The sequence below is a fragment of the Mesorhizobium sp. B2-5-13 genome (assembly GCF_006440535.1).
GTDB classification, from domain to species: domain Bacteria; phylum Pseudomonadota; class Alphaproteobacteria; order Rhizobiales; family Rhizobiaceae; genus Mesorhizobium; species Mesorhizobium salmacidum.
Genome location: NZ_VFUI01000027.1, coordinates 17,133 through 37,548 on the forward strand (window position 1 = coordinate 17,133; position 20,416 = coordinate 37,548).

Below are 20,416 nucleotides of genomic sequence, written 5' to 3' on the forward strand. Positions count from 1 at the left end.
ATTAATCATACCGATAAAATGCCCGCGACCCGACATTGGCAAACCGAATATTCTAAGCAATAAGTTAACTGACTGTTAACTATGGAGTCTTGGTGTGCAAACTGTCTTTGATGGCCAGAGTCTGATTACTGCGGAGGCAATTGCCAGTGGTCTCCGTCGAGGAAAGCCCGAGCATCATGGCGAAGCGTTCGAAACCGCTCGCGCGGAGCTGGCGCTCATCCTCTACGCGACGCAGCAACAGGTCGAGCAGCAAAAGTTTCCCGCCGAGATCGTTCGCCGCCTGCTGTCGCTTCTCAACGCGTTGCGTGCCAAGGTTCATCCCGACGTGTGGCAAGCCTTGATACCGGTGGCGCAGAACCACCCGATCCAGAAGTACTTTCTCGAGGATCCGCTGACGCATTGGTCCTTCACCAAGCCCAGGGGTTATTCCGGCGACGCGCAGTTGCTCGACTACATCTATTGTGACCCGCACGTGGCCGAGAGCGTGGCGAACGCCTCGGAGATCGGCAAGGCGCTTTACAGCCATACCCAGAACGTGCCGTCATGCGTCGCGGCACGGGAGCGCCGCGATCTGCTGACCCGCTATGTCGATGAGACCGCGGCCAAGAATGGACCGGAAACCGAAGTCCTGGCTATCGCGGCCGGCCATCTGCGCGAAGCGAACCGTTCGGCCGCATTGGCCGAGGGCGGCCTCAAGCGCTGGGTCGCGCTCGACCAGGATCCCCAGAGCGTCGGACTGATCGCGCGCGATTTCCAGGGCACCGCGGTCGAGGCCATCGACGGCTCGGTACGGACCGTGCTCACCAGGGGCCACAAGCTTGGCAAGTTCGATCTCATCTATGCCTCCGGGCTTTACGACTACCTCCAGCACAACGTCGCCGTGAAACTCACCAAGACCTGTCTGCAGATGCTGAAGCCGAACGGGACATTCCTGTTTGCGAACTACGCCGAGGGCACTCCTGACGCCGGCTACCGGGAAACGTTCATGGACTGGGTGCTGCTGCTGCGGTCGGAAGTCGACATGTGGAACATCATCAATGCCAGCGTCGACCGCAACACCGTGGAGGCGCAAGTGTACTTCGGCGAGAATCGCAACGTGCTCTACGGCGTCATCCAAAAGCGCGGCTAATACCACCTGGATGGCGCGCCGGCCAAGGACCTCGAGCGCTTCACGGAGTGCTCGAGGGCGTAAGCCCCCTCGCCCGCGATCCACGCCCTTTCGGAGACGCCTGGACCCTACCCGAAAATCCGATCTCCCTGCTCGTCGACGAGCTGGATGCCTTTCTTGATCGAGATGTCGACGGCGTCGTCCAGTCCGGCGAAACGGTCGGCACGGATGAATTTGTGCTCCTTCACCACGCCATCGACCTCCTTGGAGACGACGCCGCAGGTCTGGTACTGGCCTTCGTTCTTGTAGGGCGTGGCGCTGATCGTAAAACCCTTGTGCTCGACCTGCTTGGCGGGCGCGGCACTTGCGGGCTCGGCCGCTTCGCCGCCACCGCCGCCGAAAAGACGTTTCAGAAAAGACATCGCTCAAATCTCCTTGCCGCCTGCGATCGCCGTCGGTATGCGATTCATGACGCTGTCGGCCCAGCATGCGCGAATGTGCCGCCGCGTTCCAGCCCCCTGATGAAGACGGTGACTAGGAGCTCGATCTGCCGGTCGATCTCGTCCGCCTGCCGGCGCACGGACCTTGCCGCATAACCGCTGGTGACGATGCCATGCACGCTTGACCAGAGGGTTCGCGCGGCGATCCGGCGTGTGTCCTCGTCGAGATCGAAGCCGCCGTCGGCAAGGACGCTGGCGATGATCTCGAACAACTGGTCGAGCCGTGCCTCGTAGACGTCGGGCGCGGTCAGTACCGGACGCCGCCTGTTGAAGGCAAGCAGCGCCGGCCAGCTGCCGGGATGCGCCTCGACGAAGCGAACATAGGCGCCGGCCAGCGCCATCAGCCGTTGGCGCACGTCGGTGATGCCGCGCCTGCCAAGATCGGCCATCGCCGCAGCGCCGGCGATCCCCAACCGGTCGAGCAGCCGCATGTTGACTGCGCGGTGGACCCCGTCGAGATCGGAAAACAGATTGTAGACCGAGCCGACCGAGATGCCCGCCTGTTCGGCGATGGTCCTGGCCTTCAGATTGTCCATGCCGCCTTCGTTGAGCAGCGTCTCGGCAATGGCCAGCACCCGCTCGCCCGTCTCTTCCTTGTCCAGCGCCATATCAGTCCTTTTGGATGCGCGTGCCTTCGACGGCACGCTTTTTCGCACCCCCGACCTCCCTTCGTTTACCATATGCCGGATATCGTGAACAGCGTTCATAATTCTTTTGGCGCCGGGCACGGCCCGGCGGTGAAGGTGCGCGCCAGGGGCGTGCTCGAGCGCCTGAAGACCATCAACTGAAGATTTTTGGACCTGACCACGACCACATCAAACCCAACTTCGATCCAATCAAAGGAACACGACAATGAACGGCAATCAGACCTACATCATGTTCAACACCGTCTCGGTCGGCGCCGCCTACTTCATGCTTGGCCCGTCCCTGTGGCTGGCGCCGGTCGACCTGTCGACCAAGGGCTACTGGGCCATGGGCATCCTGCTGCTCACCGGCAGCCTGGTGAACTGGTCAAGTACCGCACCGACGAGCGCATCTCCGCCGAGACCACCGCCAAGATCGAAAAGGCGCGCAACGAAAAGCTGATCAGCGAATATGTCGGCAAGGAATGATGCCGGCATGGCCTGACGAGAAAAGCCCGGGTCTCCCCGGGCTTTTCTGTTGGGCTTTCGCGCTTCAAGAGACGCGCGGACATCATGAGATCAGCGGTGCGACAGCGCTTCCAGCGCTTCGGCGGCGGCTTCTAGAATGGCGATCGCCTCGGCCTGCTTTTCAGCTGGCGCATCGACAATGTCGCCGAGTGCCGCGCGCAGCCGGTGGCGGATGGCACGGAATTCGTCACGCGTTTCCGAGCGCTCGCCACGGCCGCTCCGGCCGCCGCGGCGGTCCTCGCCGTCATCGTTCCAGCCGAACCAGTCGCGCGCCTTGGCCATCTTGCGGCCGAAGCGCTCGAGATGATCGAGCACGCCGTCGATCATTTCGCGGTTGTCGGCCAGATGCGCCTGCCCGGCCTCGGTGATCGAGAACACCTTCTTGTTGCCTTCGCTCGTCGACACGGCATAGCCGGCCTCGTCCAGGAAGGTCAGCGTCGGGTAGACCACGCCCGGGCTCGGGCTGTAGATGCCGCTGGTGCGCTCTTCCAGCGCCTTGATGATGTCGTAGCCGTGGCGCGGCGCCTCGGCCAGCAGCGACAGCGTGATCAGCTTGAGGTCACCGTCGGCGAGCATCCGTCCGGCGCGGAACATGTCGCCCGGGCCGCGGCCACCGCCCCTGCCGCCGAACGGACCGAAGCCGCCGCCCCCTCTGCCACCAAATTTGCCACCAAACTTGCCGGCCATGTGCATGAACATGCGCTCGCCAAAATGATGATGATCGGAATGATCGTGTCTGTGCATTGATTGCTCCTTGAGTTCTATCTTACGATATATCTTAGTTAGGCGCGCAGTGCCGTCGAGTCAAGATATATCTTACGATGTATCTGGTCACGAGCCAAGCGACATCGTGGCTTCGAAGCGTCAGGCTCGGCAGGAATGGATGGAGTGCGAATGGACTACCAGCGGCCTTTGCGCCGATTCCAGCCGTAGAGCAGATCGGCGAAGCGATCATAGGCAAGGCGGGTCAGCGGCAGCATGAGCCGATTGCCGAATAGGCTTGCCAGCCAGCCCTCGCCCGGCGTCAACAGCCAGACCGCGATCGCCACATCGGCGCCGATCAGCAAATTGCCATCCGCATCGGTGGCATGCAGCCGGCGGCGGATGTCCTCCAGCGAGACGCCGTGCGACGACAGCGCATCCGGCTCCAGGTTGATATCGCGGAACTCGACCCGACCGGCCTTGACCGCCGCGATCAGCCGCCCCTTCTGCCTGCTGATGCCGGCATCGCAGACCGGACAGCGCGTGTTGTACCAGACGGTCAGCGCGGGGCCGGGCATCGGTCAGCCGTGATCGTGCCGATGATGCAGGTCGGGATAGTGCGGATGCTTGTGACGTAGCGGCGCATGCCGGTGCCAGTGCGAATGCGGCTCGCGGACCGGTCCGTCATGATGGTGCTGGTGATGCTCGTCATGAACATGGCTGTGCTCGTGCTCCAGCGCCTCATGGTCGTGCTCATGCTCATGGCGCTCGGACAGATGCAGCCACAGGCCAACCCCCATCAGCAGACCGGCTATCCCGAGCTTGAGCGTGACGGCATCGCCCAGCATCAGGATCGCCAGCAACGCGCCGATGAAGGGAGCAAGCGAATAGTAGGCTCCCGTGCGTGCCGAACCGAGGTGACGCAGCGCGAGGATGAACATGACGAGGCTGACGCCGATGCAGAAGAAACCGACGGCGGCCGTGGCCATCACCGTGGTCGCGGCGGGAAATGCCGCGCCGGAGGCGAGCGCCAGCCCGACATTAGCGGCGCCCGCCACCAATCCCTTCAGCATTGCGATGGCCACCGGATCGGCCGCCGATATCTTGCGGGTGAAATTATTGTCCAGGCCCCATGCCAGGCAGGCCCCCGCGACAAGCAGCGCGCCTAGATTGAAGGCAATGCCTTGCCCCGCCCATGACAGCAGCACCGCGCCCGCCAGAATGGCGAAAGCACCGAAAAGCAGACGCCGGTCGACATTTTCGCGATAAACGAGCCACGCGATCGCCATTGTCGCCAGGCCTTCCAGATTGAGCAACAGGGCGGAACTGGACGCAGTGTTGAGAGTGAGGCCAAACATCAAGAGCACCGGTCCAACGATGCCGCCCATACCGATTGCCAGCGCCAGCCAAGGAATATCCCCGGCGGCAAGGCGCGCCTCTCCGTCGCCCGCTCCCCCGCCGCGCAAGAGCCGGTAGAGCGCTAGGCCAATGCCGGCGCCGAGATACAACAGACCCGCCAGCATGAACGGGCTGACGTTGTCGAGCAGCAGTTTGGACAGCGGCGGCGTTGCGCCAAACAAGGCGGCCGAGCCGAGCGCAAGCGGCACGCCGGGCCACAGATGCGAATGGGAATGTGCTTCGGGCATGGCTCACCCTATCACGGCGGCGTGCCATGTCATCGACGAGACCACTCGACACGGCATGCGTCGCTGTCCAACCGATGCGTCAGTTCCGATGCATCGCCACCTTGGGCCCGACGCATTTGTTGTCGCGAAACAGCGCCCACTCCTCGCACAGGCGACCGCTGGGCAGGCGGCAAAACCCATATTCGTTGCCGGCCTTGTCCTTCCTAACCACGAAGCGGCCGCCGATCGCACCGCAGTGGACCGATGCCGGATTGGCCATGCCGACCGGTTTTTGTGCGGCGCCGGCGTCGATGGGCATCGACGACATCAAGGCAAGACCGGCGGCCAGTATCGAAAAATTGTCATGCGATCTCTCCTTGGCCGCATGTCTACCACGGCGAGACGTCCTGTCCCGAGGCAGCTGTCAAATTTGTCGTAACGCGCGCCGGATCACGTGCCGTTGAGGCGGCACCTGATCCGGCTGTCCGCAAAAACCCATCATCCAAGTGAGGTGATGATCTCGCGATAGGCGAATTCGGGGAACGCCTTCATCGCCCGCGTCCTGATGTTGCCGGCCGCCGCCAGCATCAGCGAAAAACGCGCGAGCACCGCGTCGTCGGGCGCCTCGACCACCGCCACCATGTCGTACTCGCCCATGGTCAGGTAGAACGCCTTGAACGATCCCCCCATCTCGCCCAGTTGCTTCCTGGCGGCATCGAGCCGCTTCGGGGATTCGCGCACGTTCTTGGCGCCCTGCTCGGTCCAGTTCATCAGCACGATGTAGCTTGTCATGGCACACCTCCCTCCGGGGCCACGGAGCACGGCACTCAGGCCGTGGGTCTGTCGACACGGCCTCGACCGGGGCGGGCTTCCGGGGTTGTCGCCCGAAAAATGCATCCGACGCGAAATTATCCTCCCTAAGGTCGCTGGTCGCAAGAGCGAACACGCCTATGAAAAAGGGCGCTCGTGGCGCCCTTTATCTCCAATGCGATTGGCAGGTCTCAGCTATCCAGGAAGCTGCGCAGCTTGCGGCTCCGGCTCGGGTGCTTGAGCTTGCGCAGCGCCTTGGCTTCGATCTGGCGGATACGCTCGCGGGTGACCGAGAACTGCTGGCCGACTTCTTCCAGCGTGTGGTCGGTGTTCATGCCGATGCCGAAGCGCATTCTGAGCACGCGCTCCTCACGCGGCGTCAGCGAGGCCAGAACGCGCGTGGTGGTCTCGCGCAGATTGGCCTGGATCGCCGCGTCGATCGGCAGGATCGCCATCTTGTCCTCGATGAAATCGCCCAGATGCGAATCCTCCTCGTCGCCGACCGGCGTTTCGAGCGAGATCGGCTCCTTGGCGATCTTCAAGACCTTGCGCACTTTTTCGAGCGGCATGGCGAGCTTTTCGGCCAGTTCCTCCGGCGTCGGCTCGCGGCCGATCTCGTGCAGCATCTGGCGCGAGGTGCGCACGATTTTGTTGATCGTCTCGATCATGTGCACCGGGATGCGGATAGTGCGGGCCTGGTCGGCGATCGAACGCGTGATCGCTTGCCGGATCCACCATGTCGCGTAGGTCGAGAACTTGTAGCCGCGGCGGTATTCGAATTTGTCGACCGCCTTCATCAGGCCGATATTGCCTTCCTGGATCAGGTCGAGGAACTGCAGGCCGCGATTGGTGTACTTCTTGGCGATCGAGATGACGAGGCGCAGATTGGCCTCGACCATTTCCTTCTTGGCGATCGCGGCTTCGCGCTCGCCCTTCTGCACCTGGTTGACGATTTTCCGGAATTCCAGGATCGAGATCGCCGTTTCGGTGGCCAGGTGCTGGATCTCGGCGCGCAGATCCTTGATCGCATCCTTCTCGTTCTTGGTGAATTCCTTCCAGCCGCGCGAGGTCAGGTTGGCGATCGAGCGCGTCCAGTTCGGATCGAGTTCGGAGCCCTGATATTCCTTCAGGAACTCCTCGCGGCGCACGCCATAGCTTTCGGCGAGGCGCAAAAGCTTGCCCTCGTTCTGCACCAGGCGCTTGTTGATGTCGTAGAGCTGCTCGACCAGCGCCTCGATGCGCGCCGTGTTGAGCGACAGCGACTTCACCGCCTTGATCAGCTGGTCCTTCAGCTCCTTCAGCCGGCGGTCCTGGCTGGGCGACAGCGTGCCGGCGGCGGCCAGCCGGTTCTCGACCTGCTGGTCCTGCAGCTTCCTGAGCTTCTTGTAGGTGTCGGCGATGACGTCGAGCGTCTCCATCACCTGCGGGCGCAGTTCGGCTTCCATCGCCGCCAGCGACAGGCTCGCCTCGTCCTCGTCTTCCTCGTCGTCGTCGCCGATGCCTCGCGTGTCGACGCCGACATTGGTGATGTCGTCTTCATCGTCGCGTCCGCGGCGCGGCTTTTCCTCGGCCTTGGGCGCTTCCTCGACACGTTCAACCACCGGCGCCTGCTTGGCTTCGGGGCCGGCATAGGTGGCTTCGAGGTCGATGATCTCGCGCAGCAGGATCTTGGATTCGTTGAGCTCGTCGCGCCAGATGATGATCGCCTGGAAGGTCAGCGGGCTTTCGCAGAGGCCCGCGATCATCGTCTCGCGGCCGGCCTCGATGCGCTTGGCGATCGCGATTTCGCCCTCGCGCGACAGCAGCTCGACCGAGCCCATTTCGCGCAGATACATGCGCACCGGATCGTCGGTGCGGTCGGTCGGCTCTTTCTTGGTGGTGGTGGCGGCGACCGCGGTGCCGGTCTGCTCGGCAAGCTCGTTGGCGTCTTCCTCGGCATCGGCGGCTGTGTCGCCGGCCTCGGCCTCTTCGCCCTGCTCGTCATCCTCGACGACGTTGATGCCCATGTCGGATAGCATCGCCATCGTGTCCTCGATCTGCTCAGAGGTCACTTCCTCGGAAGGCAGCACCGAATTCAGCTCGTCCATGGTGACATAACCGCGCTTCTTGGCGGCCTTGATCATCTTCTTGACAGCATCATCGGAAAGGTCGAGCAAGGGCCCATCGGTGGCGCCTTCGCGTTCGGTCTCGGCCTCTTCCTTTTCTTTTGTCGCCATAGTCTTTATCTTCTCCTAGCGGCCGGCCATGGGGGCCGCGTCAGCTGTCGGACCAGTCAAATCGGATACGCCCGTTTTTCTAAACGCGCTTCACCCGGCCCATGAGCTGCATCCACTCTTTTGTTTGGTGCATGCCGTTGCCCCAAAACCGGGTTCCACTCTTGGGCGGCATACATTAAGTCCAGATTAACCCTGATATCTGTGTCAGACGGGCCGCCTGTCCAGTGACCAAGTACCTTGCATCGCTTGTTTCCCGTCGGCGCGGGTGCGGGTTAACGTTTCGAATCGTCCTGATTCCGCCATTCTGTCCGAAGGTCAAGCGCCTCTGGCATGATTCGCATGAAAAAAGCGAATCAATTACCCGACTTAGCGCGCCTCGCCCCCAGGGGAAGCGTGGCCGCGCCTTCATTTCGCGCTCGCATGCACCTAGGCTCGCCCAGCCCTGCCCGACGAAACACCGAATCCTTCGATCAGCGCTTCCGTCGCTTGTACATCCTGAAATTGCGCCTGAATTTCGATCAGATGGCGGAAGTTTTCGTCCGAAGGATCCGCTTCGAGGGCCGCTTCCGCCTGTTTCAACTCCTTATGTAAGGTGCGCGCGCTGCGCTGCAAGTGCAACGCCTGGTTCAGAGCGTCGCGGGCATCCTCGAGGGCCGCCGTCTCCAGCGCCGGCCATTGCCGCGCCCGCTTGATCAGGCCGACGGCGCGCTCCCAGATCTCGGCGCAGCCGGCGCGCTCTATCGTCGCCACCACGGCGTGGCGGTCATTGGCCATGTTATGCGCCATCGCGTCGAGGATGGCGGCGTGCAGCCGCGTCAGGTCGGAATTGGCGAGGTCGAGGAACTCGACATGGGCGAAATTCTCGTCGATCAGCGCCGGGTGGTTGACCAATGCCACGATGATCGTCGCCTCGCGCACCGACATCCCCTCGCCGCGCCTGACCAGCGCCGACTGGCCGAGGCTTTCGGTGATCGCCATGCGCCCGCCGCCTGCCTTGGCGAATTGCCCGCCGGGCGCGGGCTTGCCTTGGCCGCGCTGACCGGGCCGGCCGCCATCCTGACGGCCTTGCCGCGCATTGCGCTGGGAGCCGAAGAAGCTCAGCACCCGCTCGCGCATTTCCTGCTGGTAGTGGTAGCGCGTGCTTTCGTCGCGGATGCGGCTGCTGAGTTCCCGCAGTGTCTGTCCCAATTCCGCCCGCCGCTCGGGCGTGTCGAAGACGCCGCCCGCCGTCTCGCGCATCCACAACAGGTCGACCAGCGGCCGCGCATCGGCCAGCACGGCGCGGAAGGCCTCCGGCCCCTCGGCCTTGACCAGATCGTCGGGATCCTTGCCTTCCGGCAGCAGCGCGAAGCGCGCCGAGCGTCCGGCCTGCACCGATGGCAGCGCCAGATCGGCGGCCCGCCAGGCCGCCTTCAGCCCGGCCTTGTCGCCGTCGAAGCACAGCATCGGCTCCGGCGCCATGCGCCACAACAGTTCGAGCTGGTTTTCGGTGAGCGCCGTGCCGAGCGGCGCCACGACATTCTCGAAGCCGGCCTGCGCCAGCGCGATCACGTCCATGTAGCCTTCGACCGCGATGACCGTACCGCCCTTGGCCAGAGCCCCCTTTGACAGCGCTTGCCGGGCGCGGGCGAAATTGTAGAGCACGTTACCCTTGTGGAAGAGCTCGGTATCGGGCGAGTTCATGTATTTGGCGAGCGCGTCGGGGGCCAGCGCGCGGCCGCCGAAGGCGATGATCTTGCCGCGCGAATCCGGGATCGGAAACATGATGCGGTCGCGAAACCAGTCATAGGAGACCGGAATGTCGTCGCCATGGCGCACCAGCCCGCAGGCCTCGATATCGGCTTTCGGCACACCCTTGGCCGCCAGATGCTCCTTCAGCGCGTTGCGGCTGTCGGGCGCGAAGCCGAGCCGGAATGACTGCTGTGTCGCCGGCGTCAGCCCACGATCGCGCAGATAGGCGCGGGCCTTGGCGCCCTCGGGCCCTTGCAGGCGCTCCTGGAAAAAGGCGGTCGCCATCTCCATGACATCGGTCAGGCTGGCGCGTTCCTGCTCGCGCCGCTCTTCCTGTGCGTCGCGAACCGGCATCGGCACGCCGGCCATGTCGGCGATCTTCTCGACCGCCTCGGGAAAACTCAGTCCTTCGAGCTCGGTCAGGAATTTAAAATGGTCGCCCGAGACCGAGCAGCCGAAACAGTGGTAACGGCCCTTCTTGTCCTCGCAGTGGAAGGACGGGCTCTTCTCGCCATGGAACGGACAGCAGGCCCAATAGTCGCCGCGCGACGTATTGGTCTTCTTGCGATCCCACGCAACGCGCTGGCCGATGACCTGCGAAATCGGCACGCGGTCGCGTATCTCGTCAAGGAAGGCGGGCGGAAATCGCATCGGGGAACTCGTTTCGTCACCATATAATCATGCCCGCGATTTCAGACGACCCCCCATAGAGGCCATACCCGGTTTCCACAGGGCAAGGCGACCCCGCTGTACCGCCGGTCAGTCGCCGTCGTCGACCAAACTCTCGATCGGCAATTCGAGAGCACGGGCAATCCGCAGCCAAAGCGTGACATCCCCACCGCGCTTTCCGTTCTCGATATCCGAAAGATAGTTCTGGGTCACGCCCACGGAGGCAGCGAGAACGGCCTGGGTCTGCTTGCGGTATCTACGCCAAAAAGCGAGCGGAGAGACCGCGCCGACAAGTGCTCGTGCTTCATCGGGCGTAAGACCGGGAAGCTGCCCGGCACGAAACCCGCCAAGCGCCTGCGCATGCTCCAGCGATTCACGAAGGGCTTCCATTCGCTGCGAGGCAGGATGGCCAGTTCCTCGCCACCTGGCGTCGTGACATAGGCGACGTTGTTCATCCCGGCATTTCCTTCAATCATATACCGATCCACGCGGTCCGATCTTGGTCACGATGATCTCTTGATCCGTCTCTTCGAAGATCACGCGATAGAAGGCGACCCTTGCGGGCCGCCTGCCATCGAAAGGCCGGCGACATGCCGGCTATCGTAGATGATTACTGCGCGGCAAGCGCGCCGAAGATGACGCCGGAGAGGATGCCGACCAGCACATAGTCATTGCCGACGCGGATCCATTCCTGGCCGCGGCCGGGACGATGCAGGCCATAGCGGCCATAATCGCGGATCGGCTGGTGCTGCCTCCAGCCGGAATATTTCTGGCCGTTGCGCCAGTGGTTCCGCTTCACAATCACCTTCTTCTGGACGAACCGCTTCTGGATGACGCGCTTCTTGACATCCCGGTTGGAGGGCTTCTGCCAGTCGACCTTGGCGTAGTTCGACTGCGGCGCCACTGGCGCGTTCATCGGCGCTGCCTGGCCGGTGAGCGAGGTGGCGGCCAGCATCGAGAAGGCGAGAGCGGAAAGGACAATGCGTTTCATCAGAAGTCTCCTTGGTTGTCGATGCCAGGGGAATAGCGGCCAAGGGATGAACCGAAACTGAACGCCGGCATTACAATTATGTAACGAATTCGGATGGTTAATCCAAAGATTTGAACATCATCGCAAAGACGGGCGCCAAAAGCGTCGCAGGTCCGGCCGAATCCACTGCTTAGGTCCATGCAACCATTTGCGGGCCCGTCCATTTTCCGACACCGGCTGTCGCCTCGCGGCGGCCCTTGAAATCGACAGATTTTTATTATCCGGCTAAAATATTCCGGCTATATTCCAAGGCTGCCATGACCATGATTCGTGCCCTCGTCTTCGCCCCCTGTCGCCATGCTGCCCGAAGCGCGCGCCATGCCCGCGCGCAGGCGCGGCGATGAGCGGCTCGGTCGTCCTTCTGCATCTGGCCGGCGCGGTCGCGCTGATGCTGTTTGCCACCCGCATGGTCAAGACCGGCGTCGAACGCGCCTATGGCGACGTGCTGCGTCACCGTCTGCGCGCCACCATGCGCAATCCGATCATGGCGGTGCTGGCCGGCACCGGCCTTGCGATCGCGCTGCAAAGCTCGACCGCCGTCACCTTGCTGGTCGGCTCCTTCGCCGGTTCCGGCATCGTTTCGGGCGCCGCCGGCCAGTTGGCCGTGCGTGGCGCCGAGATCGGCTCGGCTCTGGTGGTCAAGCTGCTGACCTTCGATCTCACGCTGCTTGTGCCGCTCTGCCTGACATCAGGCACGGTGATGTTCATGGCCACCGAGCGGCGCGACTGGCGCCAGATCGGCCGCATCCTGGTCGGCATCGGCCTCTTGATCCTGTCCCTCGAAATGATCGGCCAGGCGTCCGAGCCGCTGCGCAACAGCCAGTTGCTGCCGGTCATCCTCAATTACTTCTCCACCGATTCCATTACCGCCTACCTGCTGGCGGCAATGATCACCTGGCTGTTCCAGTCGAGCATCGCGGCGGTGCTGTTGATGGCCACGCTGGCCGGCCGCGGTCTGATCAGCCCCGAACTCGGCCTCGTCCTCATCCTTGGGGTCAATCTCGGTTCATCGCTCATCGCGCCGATGCTGACACGCTCCGCCAGCCCCGAAGTCCGCGTCGTGCCGGTCGGCAACCTCCTGATGCGCGGGCTGGGCTCGCTGGTCATGCTGATCCTGTTCATGATCTTCCGGCCGCATGTCGCCTTCCTCGGCCCGACGGCGGCCGATCAGATCGTCAACGCCCATATCCTGTTCAACGTGATCATCCTGCTCGCCGGCCTGCCGCTGGCCGGTTTGGTATACCGAGCCTCCGAAAGGATCGTGGCACTCGGAGCCAAGCCGGCGCCGGCCGCCACGCTCGACGTCGTCGAACTGTCGGCGCTCAACGAAAGCGCGCTCGATGTGCCGAGCCAGGCTCTGGCCAACGCCACACGCGAGGTGGTGCGGGTCTGCGAGACGGTCGAGATCATGCTCAAGCGTATCATCGAACTCTATGAGGACGCCGACTCGGACAAGATCAAGGCATTGGCGGCGCTCGACGACCGTGTCGACCGCAGGCACGCGGCCATAAAGCTCTACCTCGCCAAGGTCACGAGGAACCCGATGACCGAAGACGAGGCGCTGCGCTGCCAGGAGCTGATCGGCGCCTGCGTCAAGCTCGAGCAGGTCGGCGACATAGTCGTGCGCAACATGCTGGTCCATGTGAAGAAGAAATTCGAACGCGGGCTGGAATTCACCGACGAAGGCTGGAGCGAATTGTGCGCCTTCCACGCCTCAGTGCTGGCCAATGCCCGGCTTGCCTTCAACGTGCTGGTCTCGCGCGATGCCGAAACCGCACGCCAGCTGGTGCTGGAGAAGGACCAGCTGCGCGACCGCGAAAAAGAAACCAGCGCCAGCCATTTCCTGCGGCTGCGCGAAGGCACCGCCAAAAGCGTCGAAACCAGTTCGATCCACCTCGATACCATCCGCGACCTGAAGCAGATCAACTCGCTGCTGGCCTCGATGGCCTATCCCGTGCTGGAAGAGCGCGGCCTGCTCACGGGGTCACGGCTGAAGGCCAGCTAGGCGACAACGATTCGCCGCGGCGGCATGCACCTTGGCAACAAGGGGTAGGCATTCCAGCCGTGAACGGCCAAATTAGTCTTTGCTTAACCGCCCATCCGTCGGCTAAGAATCCGTTTCCACCGGGAGGAAATCGATGGAAACCCATTCGCGCAGTTTCGCCAAGGCGCTTTCCTGGCGGGTGACCGGCACCATCGATACGATGATCATCTCGCTGGTGGTGACCGGAAGCGTCAAGATTGCGGCCGCCATCGGTGTAACGGAGGTCTTCACCAAGTCGCTGCTTTATTATTTTCACGAGCGGGCATGGCTGAAGGTTCCTTACGGACGTAAGTCCGTGAGCTGACGGGACCGGTGCCCAACGGATCTGGTCAAGAAAAGCTAAAGCGACCGTGACAATTTCTGGATTGCCTGCCCGGGCTATCCATGGTTTGAGCCCTGTATTTCGGGGGTTTCTGCTCATGTCGCTGCCGCTCATCGCCCTGTTCATCGCCGCCTTCGCTTTCGGCACCACCGAATTCGTCATCGCCGGCGTGCTGCCGCAGGTGGCGCAAGGGCTTGGCGTTTCGGTTCCCTCCGCCGGCTATCTCGTCTCCGGCTATGCCTGCGGCATCGCCATCGGCGGCCCGCTGCTGGCGCTCGCCACCAAGTCCTTGCCGCGCAAGACCTTGCTGCTCGGCCTCGCCGTCGCATTCACCCTGGGCCAGGCGGCCTGCGCGCTGGCGCCCGACTTCACCTCGATGCTGTTGCTGCGCATTGCCGTGGCAGTCGCGCATGGCGCCTATTTCGGCGTCGCCATGGTGGTCGCCGTCGGCCTGGTGCGCGAGGATCAGCGTGGCATGGCGGTCGCCGTCATCCTGTCGGGCCTCACCGTCTCCAACGTCATCGGCGTGCCGGCCGGCACCGCCATTGGCAACATCTGGGGCTGGCGCGCGACCTTCTGGGTGATGGGCGCGCTGGGCGTGGCGGCAACTCTGGCCATGGCGGCCCTGTTGCCGCGCACGACCGGGTATCAGTCCAAGGCGGCGAGCCTAGCCAGCGAGGTCCGCGTGCTGGCGCGCCAGCAGGTCTGGACCTCGCTGATCCTGATGCTGATGCTGATGCTCGGCCAGTTCTGCCTGTTCACCTACATCACCCCGACGCTGCTGGAGGTGACAGGGCTCGACGAAAACCTGGTGCCCTGGGTGCTGCTGCTCAACGGCGTCGGCGCCACGCTTGGCGTCTTCCTCGGCGGCAAACTGTCGGACTGGAAACTGATGCCGTCGCTGATCACCATGCTCGCCCTGCAGGCGGTGACGCTGGCTGTCATCTATGCCGTCAGCCCCTACCCCGTGCCGATGGTTGTCGCGATCATCGTCTGGGGCGGTCTCAACTTCGCCATCGGCACCCCGATCCAGACCCGCATCCTGTCCTGGACGGCCGACGCCTCCGGCCTCGCCGCCTCGCTCATTCCGTCCGGCTTCAATATCGGCATCGCGCTGGCCGCGTCGCTCGGCGCCGCCATGCTCAATGCCGGCTACGGCTATCGCAGCCTGCCGGCTGTTGGCGCGTTTGCCATGCTGGTCGCCGTCATTGTGGCTGTCCTCTCCCATCTTTGGGAACGGCGCAGCGACATCAGCCCGCCGGTACCGGCCGCCGCCGAATAACATGGCAAGGACTGTCGCCGATTTCGGCCTGACCTGCGGCACCTTGCCGACGGGCACGCACAACGCGATCACCGACGTGCCTGGCGTGCGCGTCGGTCACTGCACGCTGCGCGACGGCGACATCAACACCGGCGTGACCGCGATCCTGCCGCATGGCGGAAACCTGTTCCGCACCAAGGTGATGGCGGCAAGCCATGTCATCAACGGCTTCGGCAAGACGGTCGGGCTGACGCAGGTGCAGGAACTCGGCACCATCGAGACGCCCGTTCTCTTGACCAACACGCTCTCGGTCGGCACCTGCGCCACGGCGCTGATCCGTGACGCCATCCGCCAGAACCCCGATATCGGCCGCACCACCGGAACGGTCAATCCGGTGGTCGGTGAATGCAATGACGGTGCGCTGAACGACATCCAGGCCCTGGCGATATCGGAGGAGCATGCCCTTGCCGCGTTGGCGGACGCCCGTGAGGGCGCGGTCGAGCAGGGCAATGTCGGCGCCGGAACGGGAATGAGCTGCTTCGGCTTCAAGGGTGGCATAGGCTCGGCCTCCAGGAAAATTGCGCTTGGCGAGGGACATCATCTTGGCATTCTCGTCCTGTCGAATTTCGGCAGGCCCGGCGACCTCGTCCTGCCTGATGGACGCCGGCCCGACCCCAGGCGGCAGGCCGAGGCCGAACGCGGCTCGATCATGATCGTTCTGGCGACGGACGTGCCGCTCGAACACCGCCAGCTCGAGCGTGTGGCGCGCCGCACTGGGGCCGGCATCGCCAGGCTTGGCTCCTTCTGGGGCAATGGCAGCGGCGACATAGCCATTGCCTTCAGCACCGGCAACCCGGTCGACCACGATGAAACCCGCGATCTGGTGCCGCTGGTCGCGCTCAACGAAGCACGCATCGACATTCTCTTCCGGGCGGCGGCGGAAGCGACGCAGGAGGCGGTGCTGAATTCCATGCTGTCCGCCGAGGCTTTCACCGGCAGGGCCGGCACGCACCGCGCATCGCTCGCCGACTGGCTGCGCGACCAGGCCGAAAGGCGATAGGTCTACAGCTCGATCCGGAACCGCAGGCTCTCCGCCCCTCCATAGGCAGCGTCCTCGACGAAGCGCTCGACGAGCTTGCCGCCATTGGCCAGGATCACCTTGTGCGAGGCCGGATTGCCCGGTTTGGCGGTGATCTCGACATAGGGTAGGCCCACCGCCCTCGCCTCGTCCAGCATCAGCCGCAACGCTTCGGTGGCGTAGCCGCGCTGCCGCTTCCACGGCACCACCGCGTAGCCGATATGGCCAAGCACGTGCGGCGGCAGTTCCGCCGTGCCCTTCTGCCAGCGAAAGCCGATCGAGCCCGATGCCTCGCCGTCCCAGATCCAGCGGCGGAAGCCCGGCAGGCGCGGCATCTGCGTGCCGTCGGGCAAGGCGATGGGCGGCCCTTTGGCCTCGGGATCATCGAGGTCGGCGAGGAACGCGATGGGATTTTCTTCTATGGCCGCGAGCTGCTCGCGCGTCGCCTCCAGGAGCCGCACATTGTCCGGCGACCAGCCGCGCTCGAGCGCCGCCTTGTAGGACGGCAGATGTTCAAGCGCCGGTTTCACGATCTCGACCATGATCGATGCCTCCTGATAAACGAGGCAGGCATAACCTTCGACAGCAGGGCGCTCAAGCCGGCTGGAAGAGCAATCCGGGCGGATCGAAAATTGGGGACGTTTGCAGGCCTCCGCCCCAAGCCTTGGCCCAGCATGGCAGCTTATGGATGGTTGCGCGTCGGCCTGGTCTCTTCGCGCATACTTGCCGACGCGCTAAACAAGATGTGTTTCGCCTGATGACACCCCGCGTCTTATGATCGTCCTCTGGTGATTCCGCGGGGAATCACAAAGGGCTTCGGCAGGAGAATGGGTACGGTGCGGTTGAGATCTGTCCCGCTGGGTGTCGTCGTCACCCTCAGCCTTCTTGCCATCATCGTTGCCTTGACGGCATCGGCCCGGTCCTTTGCCGCGCCATCGGCCGTTCCGGCCTGGCTGGAGGCCCATGTCGGCAACGGCGATGGCCAGATCTCACAAGTCGTGCTGGAGCGGGCGCGCGCGCTTTACCTGAAGAAGGTGGCGCAGCGCGCCGTCCGGAACCCCTGCTACTTCGCCATGGATGCCACCCGTCCCGGCGATCTGGGCAATGGCGTGCTCGGGCGCCGCTACTATGTCATATGCGAAGCCAGCCAGTCGTTTCGCGCGATTTCGTCGGGTCACGGCGGCGGCCGGAACCTGAAAGGCACCGTCGATTTTTCGAACGGCAGGCGCTGCGCGAAGAACTTCGGCAATGCCATGGATTCGGAACTGACCGCCGGCGGCGCCTACATGACCAGCGAAGCGAAGACCTCGTTCAAGGGCTTTTATCGCACTGGCGCGAAACAGGACGTGGCTTTCCAGCGCACCTTCATCCAGTTCGACGGCGAAGGCGAAGCCGCCAACGCAAGGCAGCGCGTGATCGGCGGCCACGCGGCACAGGTGCTGCGCGGCATGTGTATGCGCAAGACCCCGAACAGTTCCTATGCCGACCATGACGGCTTCGTGCCGTTCGGCAAACTGGTGGACTATGCCGGCGGCCGCAGCAATGGTTGCACCAGCTGGTCGCCGGCCGATGCCGGGCAACTCATCTCGATGGTGAAGGACAATCCGACGACGCTCTACATCTATCCGGAATCGCGCGATATCGCCTCCGTTGCCAGCGGCCATTCCGCTTCAGGCACCTACTGGAACGCATCGTGCCTGAAGGAAATCGGAAAGCCGAAATTCTGGCCGCGAAAAATGCTCGAGCCTGTCATCGCCCAGTACAAGAAGGATCATCCCGCACCACCTGCGCAGCCGCTGCCGATCTGCAAGGAGCCGTGAGACGTACCCACGGCCCTGCTCCGGCTCAGCGCAGGAAATCGAGCACGGCCTGCACGAACTCGGTGGGGTATTCCACGTTCGACAGGTGGACCGCGGGCAGCACGACAAGCTTCGCGCCGGGCACCGCGGCCGCGATCAGCTCGCTATGGCTCGCCGCCGTCACCGTGTCGTGCTCGCCGGCGATCACCAGTGTCGGCCGGGAGATCAGCGCCACCGTGCGGCGAAGGTCGGCGTCGCGAACCGCCGCGAACAGGCCGGCCAGGCCTTGCCGGTCGATCGCCAGCAGCATAGCGCGGAATTCCTCGATGACGGGTTCGTTGGCCGCCACCATGTCCGCGGGGAACCAGTTGTTGAGGAACACGTCGGCGGTTTCCGACATGTCCGGCGCCTGTCGCACGACGGCAATCCGCTCGTCGAAATAACTTGCCGGCCCGAGATGGGACGAGGTGTTGCTCAGGATCAGCCGGTCGATCCGTTCGGGCGCGTTGATGCCGAGCCACTGCCCGACGAAACCGCCCAGAGACAGGCCGAGGAAATGCACGCGCCCAAGGCCGAGCGCATCGATGAATTCGATCACGTCGCGGCCAAGCCGGTCGAGTGAATAGGCGCCGACTGGCGTGCTCGACCCGCCATGGCCGCGAAAGTCGTAGCGCAGAACGCGGAAATGCCTGGACAATTCGCCGACCTGCCCATCCCACATATGCAGCGTGGTGGCGATCGAGTTGGACAGCACCAGCACAGGCTTCCCGGCATCGCCGTCGAAGCGATAGGCGATGCGCGTGCCGTCGCCGACAGTCACGAAATTCAGCTCACTCATGATGAAAATCCTCTTGGAACGGTGAATAAGGCAAAGCGTAGCTGTGGCCGGGTTTTGGTGATATTACAAAGATAGGACAATCTCTGTAATCAAAGATGACATGGCCGAATTCACCTTGCACGACCTCCAGTGCTTCGACGCCGTGATCCGCACCGGCGGCTTTCAGCCGGCCGCGGCCATGCTCCACCGCTCGCATCCCGCGGTGTTCGCCGCTGTCGCAAGGCTCGAACGCCAGCTCGACCTCGTCCTGCTGGATCGCAGCGGCTACCGCGTGCGTGCGACCGAAGCGGGCCTGTCGTTCCACCTTCGCGCGCAATCGATGCTGCGCGAACTGGAAGGCCTGCGCGTCCATGCCGCCCAGCTGTCGATGGGCGAGGAAAGCGAAATCCACGTCGTGATCGGCGACATCTGCCCGCGCCCGCAGGTACTGGGCATGCTCGGGCGGTTCTTCGCCCAGTGCCTCGGCACCCGGCTGCATCTCCATTTCGAAGCCGTCGGCGGCCCGTGGGAGCGCCTTTTCGACGACAAGGCCGATCTCATCCTGCACTGGATCGACAAGGGTGATGCGCGGGTGGAATGGATCGACCTCAGCGAGGTGCCGTTCATTCCCGTGGTGGCGCCGGGCTTCCTGCCCGAGCGCATCGAACGACCGATCACACTGGAGAAGATGCAGGCGTTCACCCAATGCGTGATGCGCGACACCGCCCTGCATTCGCCACGACAGGACTATTTCGTGGTCGAGGGCGCGCCGCAATGCCTGGTCCCCGATCAAGCGATGAAGAAGGAGATTATCCTGCAAGCGCTCGGCTGGGGCCACCTGCCCCACTTCCTGATCGCGGAAGAGCTGCGCGGCGGACAGCTACTGTCCATTGCCGGCAGTCATCTGCCGGGCCGCACCGATGAATTGGTGGTGGCGCGCCGCCGCGACCGGCCGCACGGGCCGATCGCCAACCGCCTGTGGGACCATATCCAGCAGGAAGCGCCGGCATTGCGCCGTGCGTTGGAGCCTCGGGCCTAGTGGCGAGCCGCGGCTTGGCGTCGAGTAGGCCGTGTTGGAAGCCGCTGACGCGACGGTAAAAGCCCTACTGCAGCAACCCCTTGACGATGCCGCTCGCCTTGCCGAAATCCATTTGGCCGGCATATTTCTGCTTCAGCGCGGCGATCACCTTGCCCATATCCTTCTGGCTGGCCGCACCGGTCGCGGCAATCGCCTCGCGCGCCGCCGCCGTGACTGCCGCATCGTCAAGCTGCGTCGGCAGGAAGCCACGGATGATCTCCATCTCGCCGCGTTCCTGCGCCGCCAGTTCCGGCCGCTTGCCGTCCTCGAATGCCTTGGCCGATTCCTCGCGCTGCTTCACCATCTTGGCCAGGATCTGCAGGATTTCCTCGTCGCTGGCGGGTTCCTTGCCGGCGCCGCGATTGGCGATGTCGCGGTCGTGGATGGCGGCCTGGATCAGCCGCAATGTCGGCAGCCGGTGCTTGTCCTGCGCCTTCATCGCGGTCTTCAGGGATTCGGCGATTTTCGCGCGCAT

General features: G+C 63.7%; 22 protein-coding genes. 8 read left to right on the forward strand and 14 right to left on the reverse strand.

Annotated features, from left to right (window positions below; translation table 11 throughout):
- Positions 1-94 precede the first annotated feature (94 nt).
- On the forward strand, positions 95-1,129 hold the full coding sequence (locus tag FJ434_RS26820) for a class I SAM-dependent methyltransferase (RefSeq protein ID WP_140752103.1): 1,035 nt from the start codon (positions 95-97) through the stop codon (positions 1,127-1,129).
- Positions 1,130-1,236: 107 nt separating this feature from the next.
- Here FJ434_RS26820 and FJ434_RS26825 read toward each other — a convergent pair whose 3' ends face one another.
- The gene (locus tag FJ434_RS26825) at positions 1,237-1,530 is read right to left on the reverse strand and encodes an HlyU family transcriptional regulator (protein ID WP_140505151.1); all 294 of its coding nucleotides are present in this window, start codon (positions 1,528-1,530) and stop codon (positions 1,237-1,239) included.
- A 44-nt stretch (positions 1,531-1,574) separates the two neighbouring features.
- Positions 1,575-2,216 (reverse strand): TetR/AcrR family transcriptional regulator, encoded by a 642-nt coding sequence (locus tag FJ434_RS26830; RefSeq protein ID WP_140505150.1) that lies wholly within the window; start codon positions 2,214-2,216, stop codon positions 1,575-1,577.
- A 244-nt stretch (positions 2,217-2,460) separates the two neighbouring features.
- On the opposite strand from FJ434_RS26830, the gene FJ434_RS26835 reads away from it, so the two are divergent.
- Positions 2,461-2,694, forward strand: a complete 234-nt coding sequence (locus FJ434_RS26835; RefSeq protein WP_246673759.1) for a YiaA/YiaB family inner membrane protein — start codon at positions 2,461-2,463, stop codon at positions 2,692-2,694.
- A gap of 116 nt (positions 2,695-2,810) precedes the next feature.
- On the opposite strand, the gene FJ434_RS26840 is transcribed toward FJ434_RS26835, so the two are convergent.
- The 9 genes from FJ434_RS26840 to FJ434_RS26880 form a co-directional block, all read right to left on the reverse strand.
- Entirely contained in the window at positions 2,811-3,503 is a 693-nt protein-coding gene (locus tag FJ434_RS26840) for a PadR family transcriptional regulator (protein ID WP_140752101.1), read from the reverse strand.
- 155 nt (positions 3,504-3,658) lie between these two features.
- Positions 3,659-4,039, reverse strand: a complete 381-nt coding sequence (locus FJ434_RS26845; protein ID WP_140505147.1) for a DCC1-like thiol-disulfide oxidoreductase family protein — start codon at positions 4,037-4,039, stop codon at positions 3,659-3,661.
- 3 nt (positions 4,040-4,042) lie between these two features.
- Positions 4,043-5,107: a DMT family transporter gene (locus FJ434_RS26850; RefSeq protein WP_140752099.1), complete on the reverse strand. Its 1,065-nt coding sequence runs from the start codon at positions 5,105-5,107 to the stop codon at positions 4,043-4,045.
- 79 nt (positions 5,108-5,186) lie between these two features.
- The gene (locus FJ434_RS26855; RefSeq protein ID WP_246678397.1) at positions 5,187-5,405 is read right to left on the reverse strand and encodes a DUF333 domain-containing protein; all 219 of its coding nucleotides are present in this window, start codon (positions 5,403-5,405) and stop codon (positions 5,187-5,189) included.
- A 179-nt stretch (positions 5,406-5,584) separates the two neighbouring features.
- The gene (locus tag FJ434_RS26860) at positions 5,585-5,878 is read right to left on the reverse strand and encodes a GYD domain-containing protein (protein WP_140752095.1); all 294 of its coding nucleotides are present in this window, start codon (positions 5,876-5,878) and stop codon (positions 5,585-5,587) included.
- A gap of 209 nt (positions 5,879-6,087) precedes the next feature.
- Entirely contained in the window at positions 6,088-8,112 is a 2,025-nt protein-coding gene (gene rpoD, locus FJ434_RS26865; protein WP_140505140.1) for an RNA polymerase sigma factor RpoD, read from the reverse strand.
- A 426-nt stretch (positions 8,113-8,538) separates the two neighbouring features.
- The gene (dnaG, locus tag FJ434_RS26870) at positions 8,539-10,494 is read right to left on the reverse strand and encodes a DNA primase (RefSeq protein ID WP_140752093.1); all 1,956 of its coding nucleotides are present in this window, start codon (positions 10,492-10,494) and stop codon (positions 8,539-8,541) included.
- A gap of 108 nt (positions 10,495-10,602) precedes the next feature.
- Complete coding sequence (locus FJ434_RS26875; protein WP_140752091.1) at positions 10,603-10,902, reverse strand: helix-turn-helix transcriptional regulator; 300 nt, start codon at positions 10,900-10,902, stop codon at positions 10,603-10,605.
- 220 nt (positions 10,903-11,122) lie between these two features.
- Entirely contained in the window at positions 11,123-11,503 is a 381-nt protein-coding gene (locus FJ434_RS26880) for an RcnB family protein (RefSeq protein ID WP_140505133.1), read from the reverse strand.
- Positions 11,504-11,882: 379 nt separating this feature from the next.
- Here FJ434_RS26880 and FJ434_RS26885 point away from each other — a divergent pair, with 379 nt between their 5' ends.
- From FJ434_RS26885 to FJ434_RS26900, 4 genes are all read left to right on the forward strand, one after another.
- On the forward strand, positions 11,883-13,547 hold the full coding sequence (locus tag FJ434_RS26885; protein ID WP_140505131.1) for a Na/Pi cotransporter family protein: 1,665 nt from the start codon (positions 11,883-11,885) through the stop codon (positions 13,545-13,547).
- Positions 13,548-13,680: 133 nt separating this feature from the next.
- Entirely contained in the window at positions 13,681-13,890 is a 210-nt protein-coding gene (locus tag FJ434_RS26890) for a DUF2061 domain-containing protein (RefSeq protein ID WP_140752089.1), read from the forward strand.
- A gap of 115 nt (positions 13,891-14,005) precedes the next feature.
- The gene (locus FJ434_RS26895) at positions 14,006-15,190 is read left to right on the forward strand and encodes an MFS transporter (RefSeq protein WP_140505130.1); all 1,185 of its coding nucleotides are present in this window, start codon (positions 14,006-14,008) and stop codon (positions 15,188-15,190) included.
- Position 15,191: 1 nt separating this feature from the next.
- A complete protein-coding gene (locus tag FJ434_RS26900) occupies positions 15,192-16,229 on the forward strand; it encodes a P1 family peptidase (protein ID WP_140752087.1) in 1,038 nt (345 codons plus the stop codon).
- Between the two features lie 2 nt (positions 16,230-16,231).
- On the opposite strand, the gene FJ434_RS26905 is transcribed toward FJ434_RS26900, so the two are convergent.
- The gene (locus FJ434_RS26905) at positions 16,232-16,789 is read right to left on the reverse strand and encodes a GNAT family N-acetyltransferase (protein ID WP_140752085.1); all 558 of its coding nucleotides are present in this window, start codon (positions 16,787-16,789) and stop codon (positions 16,232-16,234) included.
- A 294-nt stretch (positions 16,790-17,083) separates the two neighbouring features.
- On the opposite strand from FJ434_RS26905, the gene FJ434_RS26910 reads away from it, so the two are divergent.
- Positions 17,084-18,067: a hypothetical protein gene (locus tag FJ434_RS26910; RefSeq protein ID WP_140752083.1), complete on the forward strand. Its 984-nt coding sequence runs from the start codon at positions 17,084-17,086 to the stop codon at positions 18,065-18,067.
- Between the two features lie 25 nt (positions 18,068-18,092).
- On the opposite strand, the gene FJ434_RS26915 is transcribed toward FJ434_RS26910, so the two are convergent.
- Entirely contained in the window at positions 18,093-18,884 is a 792-nt protein-coding gene (locus FJ434_RS26915; RefSeq protein WP_140752081.1) for an alpha/beta fold hydrolase, read from the reverse strand.
- A gap of 100 nt (positions 18,885-18,984) precedes the next feature.
- Between FJ434_RS26915 and FJ434_RS26920 the strand changes: the two genes are divergently transcribed.
- On the forward strand, positions 18,985-19,902 hold the full coding sequence (locus FJ434_RS26920) for a LysR family transcriptional regulator (protein ID WP_140752079.1): 918 nt from the start codon (positions 18,985-18,987) through the stop codon (positions 19,900-19,902).
- A gap of 64 nt (positions 19,903-19,966) precedes the next feature.
- Here FJ434_RS26920 and FJ434_RS26925 read toward each other — a convergent pair whose 3' ends face one another.
- Positions 19,967-20,416 carry a GatB/YqeY domain-containing protein gene (locus FJ434_RS26925; protein WP_023781512.1) on the reverse strand — a complete coding sequence of 150 codons (450 nt, stop codon included), beginning with the start codon at positions 20,414-20,416 and terminating at the stop codon, positions 19,967-19,969.